Genomic DNA, 1,067 nt, shown 5'->3' with positions numbered 1-1,067 from the left:
GCGTTAGGGTGAGCATAAGGCTGAAAAATCTGCTCGTGCTCTTTACGGGTTTTAGCCAACCACCATAAAAACGTATACGGAAGCTTATCGTCGTTATATTGCGAAACAAAATTCCTTTCGGGCTCATCAGGAACAACCGTTTCAATTTCTGGTGCGATCGTAACCACATCGGTACTTAATTTCTGTTCAAAGGCAAAGAAATCGGTAGCAGCTACACTTTCAATAAAAGAATCATCATCTGCTGGCAAATCCATTAAATGACTATCAATACCCGGCAGGTGATTTGGCGTTTCTATAGGAATTACTGGGTTTTCTGAGTGAAGATCTGGAGCTAATTCTCCTATTTCTTCAAAAACTATCTGTTCATCCTGTGTATTTTCAGCAACTACCTCTTTAATTTCTTCTTCTGTTGTTTCGCGGACTGAAACCATATTTAATATATGGAACAGTACATGCCCCTGGCTATAAAGTGCTGCTTTTGGTACTGCTGATGCGTTAGCCTTGGCTAACAGTAAATGAATGGGCTGGGCATATGGAAATTGCGCCACCATTTCCTGCAACATGGATACATGCTCTGGTCCAACCTTTCCAGGTTGCGCAAGTAAATCTGCCAGTAGCTTTTTGTTATCCATTATCGAGGTTTGCCGCTAAGTTAAAAAAATGTAGACGGGTTTTGAAAATTTTGTCTTTTAGAATCCTGCTTTATTTACCACTGTGCAAATGCACGGTTAAAAATATCTTCCGATAATTGTTTGTTGATGTTTTCGATAGCTCCAGGCAATAAGGTTTGAATTGGTGCCCCATTGATCGGAAAATCGAAATATCTGGTAAAGCTTTCTTCAAAACTTTCTTTTTCGTGTTCTTTTATATTGTTCTTATACTTTACAGAAACGGTTATGGTTAATCTGTTTGCACCCGAAGTAGGTGTAGCACTATTTTGAAGCGCAACCGGCTTAATATCATAGCCTGTTATTCTGCCTTCAAACGATGCATCGCCTTCACCGGTAGGAGAAATAATCAATTTGGTCTGATTACGGATCCGGGTTTTTAACGATTCGGTAATCTGG

Annotated in this window: 1 protein-coding gene and 1 pseudogene; both read right to left on the bottom strand. The window is 39.8% G+C overall.

Translation table 11 applies throughout. The features are described 5' to 3' along the window. Window positions 1–632: pseudogene (locus AC1DND_RS28420) on the bottom strand (hypothetical protein); the annotation flags it as partial. A gap of 74 nt (window positions 633–706) precedes the next feature. Further along, a partial coding sequence (locus tag AC1DND_RS28415; protein WP_477586266.1) for an LptE family protein occupies window positions 707–1,067 on the bottom strand: 361 nt, incomplete at its 5' end.

Source organism: Pedobacter sp. 01N416 (assembly GCF_056399685.1).
Note: the sequence above shows the minus strand (reverse complement) of the source record. Positions and strands in the feature narration are given on the sequence as shown.